This window comes from Tenacibaculum finnmarkense (assembly GCF_900239185.1).
Classification (GTDB): Bacteria; Bacteroidota; Bacteroidia; order Flavobacteriales; family Flavobacteriaceae; genus Polaribacter; species Polaribacter finnmarkensis.
In genome coordinates this window covers 1-3,497 of the sequence record NZ_OENA01000019.1, presented here as the reverse complement: position 1 = coordinate 3,497, position 3,497 = coordinate 1, and the positions used below count along the sequence as shown (strand labels likewise).

Here is a 3,497-nt window from a genome sequence, read left to right as displayed (position 1 = left end):
CGTATATAGTAACCTTAATTCTCTCTTTTATTCTTTCTGATTATATATCAAATGTATTAAAAGACAAACTTAAGACGTATATAATTTATTGCTAGTTCTAAACTAATTACGAAAATCCTTAGGGGATTTTCTATTCCGCTTTTATTTACTAAATTAGTTGCTTGAAATACGCAACAAATAATATACAAAAACGTTGGCAGTAAGCTGAGCAATGTAACTAATTAACAAAATTTAAACACAAAAACTTAAAACAAATCATTTTTTTACCGTTAATTTGTAAAAAACTTACAAAATAGAGATTAAAAAATGATAATCAATTTTAGTTTACAAAATTTTGGTTCTGTAAAAGAAAAACAGACGTTGACTTTTGAAGCAGACAAATCTGAACACCTTAATGATTATTACATAATGAATGTAAGTGGTTTTAGATTACTTAAACTAGCTCTTATCTATGGTGCTAATGCATCAGGAAAAACTACAATACTTAAAGGTTTGGAATTTTTAAGAGATTTAATTCTAGAACCCGAAGAAAAAAAAACTAATTCATTGGAATTCAAACCTTTTCTTTTCGATAAAGAGACGCCTAATCAGACTTCAACACTATCTATCGATTTTTTACAAAATGGAATACGATATGACTATGAAATAGAATTTACAGAAAAAGCAATCATTAGTGAAAAACTTGACAACTATAATCCCAAAAAAGCTAATATTTTTAAAAGAAAAACTGATTTAAAACATCAGTTTACAGAGATAAAATTTGGCAGTAAAATAAAAAAAGACAAAACATTTATTAAAACTCTTGAATCTAACACTCTATGGAATAATAGCGTTTTAGGCGGGTTTCTAAAAACAAATATCGATTCTATTGAATTGAACGAAACCATAGATTGGTTCAAAACATACTTAAAGCCACTAGTATATACAAGAACTGAACTAGAAGGATATATAACATCAAAAATTGATAATAGTGAAATTTTAAAAAAAGATGTAATAAATATCTTAAAAAAAGCAGATTTTCATATTTCTGACATACATATTCAAGAAGAAGATAAAGAATTACCTGATGGTTTTATTGAGTTTGTAGAGAAACAACTTAAAGCCTCTAATGACAGAGTTAAAAAGCTTAAAGAAGAAGGTAAAATAACTTCAGTAAATATTGATTTTGAACATACAGTAAATGGTAACAAGTATAATCTACCAATAGACCTAGAATCTCAAGGTACTAGAAGATATTATGGTTTTGCTGGTTTACTCGCTTTGTTAATTAAAAAAAATCACATTATTCCAATAGATGAACTAGAAGCTTCTCTTCATCCAGATTTGTATATTCAATTTTTATTATCATTTCTTGTTAACTCTGAAAATTCTCAAATATTAGCGACTACACATAATAGAGAAATATTAGATAATAAAGATGTTTTTAGAAATGATGCAATTTGGTTCACAAATAAATCAGAAGACTACTGTTCAACAGAACTTTACTCTTTAGCTGATTTTGATACTTCTGTCGTAAGGGACACTACAAACGTACTAAATGCATACAAGAGTGGAAAATTAAAAGGAAAACCTAATTTAGGTGATTACTACATTGATCTTGACTAACGCATATGAGACAAAGATCAAAAATAAAAATAAAAGGTTCCAAGGCATTTGCATTTGTTGTTGATGGAGATACCGAGGTTTGGTACTTACAAATGTTTAAGCGTAACGAAAGAGAGCTAAACATAAACATAGAGCCAAAACTTCCAAGTAAAAAAAGTATTCCTGAACAATTTAGAATGGTTGAGGATTTAGCTGAAGACTACACTAAAGTTTTTTGGATTGTAGATTATGATGTGATTGCAAAAGAAACACGTGAAACCAAAAAAAGTGCTGAAACAAGCGAACAGTTATTTATTAAACTAAAAGAAAAAGCTGAAAAGTTTAATAATGTTATTGTCGTTGTAAATAATCCCTGTATCGAATTTTGGTTTTTATTACATTTTGAAAGAACTAACAAACTATTTACAGACTGTAAATCAGCTGAAAAGCAACTAAAAAAACACTTAGCTGATTACCAAAAAACAAGAAAATATTTCACAAAACAGGATAATGATATTTACTTAAAACTCAAACATAAATTAAGTGATGCAAAAGTAAATTCTAAAAACCTAAAATTTGATAAATACAATACAAATAAAGCAATCTGTGAAATGAATTCTTTATTCGAAATAGAAGAAGTTAAAAAGATAACTGACAAAAAATAAAGCCTACTGCCAACAATCTGTATAGTTAATGGCTACTAATTGCTAAATTTGAAGTTCAGTTCTTTTAATAAAGTTCTGTGTTAAACTGAAAAATTCGGCTCTTTAAAACGCCACTAACCATACAGTAAACGTTAACCTGCATTAAGCCAAATTACACGGAATATTAACGGAATTAAGCGTTTTCGAAAAGTAAAATCCTGACAAAGATTACGTGAATCTGTTTGTAATGAAAATAGCCGACTTTCTAGCTCTTTTACGCAATAGAAACGGAATCATAAAACAGCAGATTTTGAAAAATATTACGCAAGAATTTGTCTATAATTCTGAAATGAAAATGGAGGACTTTTTAGCTCGTTTGCGCAATCGAAAATAAAAATGAAAAAATGTTCGGAATATTCCCGATTTTAGATTTTTTAGTGTAAGTTTATATGAAAATTTAGACAAGTTAAACGCCGAATAAAAATGCTGAAAAATATGTGATTTTATAACGGTATTTTAATTAAAAAAGAAAAAACGCACGTTAACAAAGTGTATGAGCGCATATTTTCCTGGCGGAAAAATACGCCACATACACATGGCGTTGGGCATAATGTAAAAAAAATGAGCAGATTTACTTCATATAAAATAGTTGAAAATAAACTTATTCTCACAGAAAATCTTTATTGGACTTTCGAACCTAATAGAAAAGATTCTATTCAGGTTTGGACATTCAATGATTTTGACAAAAAGAAAATAACAGTTGAAAATCTTGAAAATTTAATAAGTTACAATGAAGATGCTGACATTGAAATTGAAAATAACAAAAGTCAAATAAAAGTAGACATATTTACTTACTTCGATAACCAAAATTACGAAATACATTGTTCTAATTACGGAACTGAAATCAGACCATATAATATAGATGAATTGAATAAAATAATATTAAATAATGAAAATCAATTCGAAAAAGACGAGGACGAAATTCAAAAATATTCAGAATTTATAGAAAAATTGAGTGGATTTATTGAAAATGAAAAGACGAAAAGAGAAAGAATACTTAACAAACTAAATGAAACTAATTCGGAATCATCAAAAAAAGAAAAATCTAAACTAAAAGTATTGAAACAATTCGAAAATATGATACTAAATTTTAAACAAAAGTAAACACTATGCCCAACAAAGAACTGAGCTAAAAAACAACTCTTTTCTTGATTAAGTTTATACATTATTATTCTAGGCTCATAATTCTATAAATTAGTTTTTTGAGCT

Annotated in this window: 3 protein-coding genes; all 3 read left to right on the top strand. The window is 27.3% G+C overall.

Annotation, left to right across the window (positions count from 1 at the left end):
- Positions 1-306 precede the first annotated feature (306 nt).
- The 3 genes from AQ1689_RS02210 to AQ1689_RS02200 all read left to right on the top strand — a co-directional run bounded on the left by AQ1689_RS02210 (position 307) and on the right by AQ1689_RS02200 (position 3,392).
- Entirely contained in the window at positions 307-1,605 is a 1,299-nt protein-coding gene (locus AQ1689_RS02210) for an AAA family ATPase (RefSeq protein ID WP_101955048.1), read from the top strand.
- Between the two features lie 5 nt (positions 1,606-1,610).
- Positions 1,611-2,249, top strand: coding sequence for an RloB family protein (locus AQ1689_RS02205; RefSeq protein ID WP_101955047.1), 639 nt, complete (start codon positions 1,611-1,613; stop codon positions 2,247-2,249).
- A gap of 600 nt (positions 2,250-2,849) precedes the next feature.
- Entirely contained in the window at positions 2,850-3,392 is a 543-nt protein-coding gene (locus AQ1689_RS02200) for a hypothetical protein (protein ID WP_145993715.1), read from the top strand.
- Positions 3,393-3,497: the final 105 nt, after the last annotated feature.

Coding starts and splice junctions, on each gene's coding strand:
- AQ1689_RS02210 (WP_101955048.1), top strand. CDS start 307: ATGATAATCAATTTTAGTTTACAAAATTTTGGTTCTGTAAAAGAAAAA.
- AQ1689_RS02205 (WP_101955047.1), top strand. CDS start 1,611: ATGAGACAAAGATCAAAAATAAAAATAAAAGGTTCCAAGGCATTTGCA.
- AQ1689_RS02200 (WP_145993715.1), top strand. CDS start 2,850: ATGAGCAGATTTACTTCATATAAAATAGTTGAAAATAAACTTATTCTC.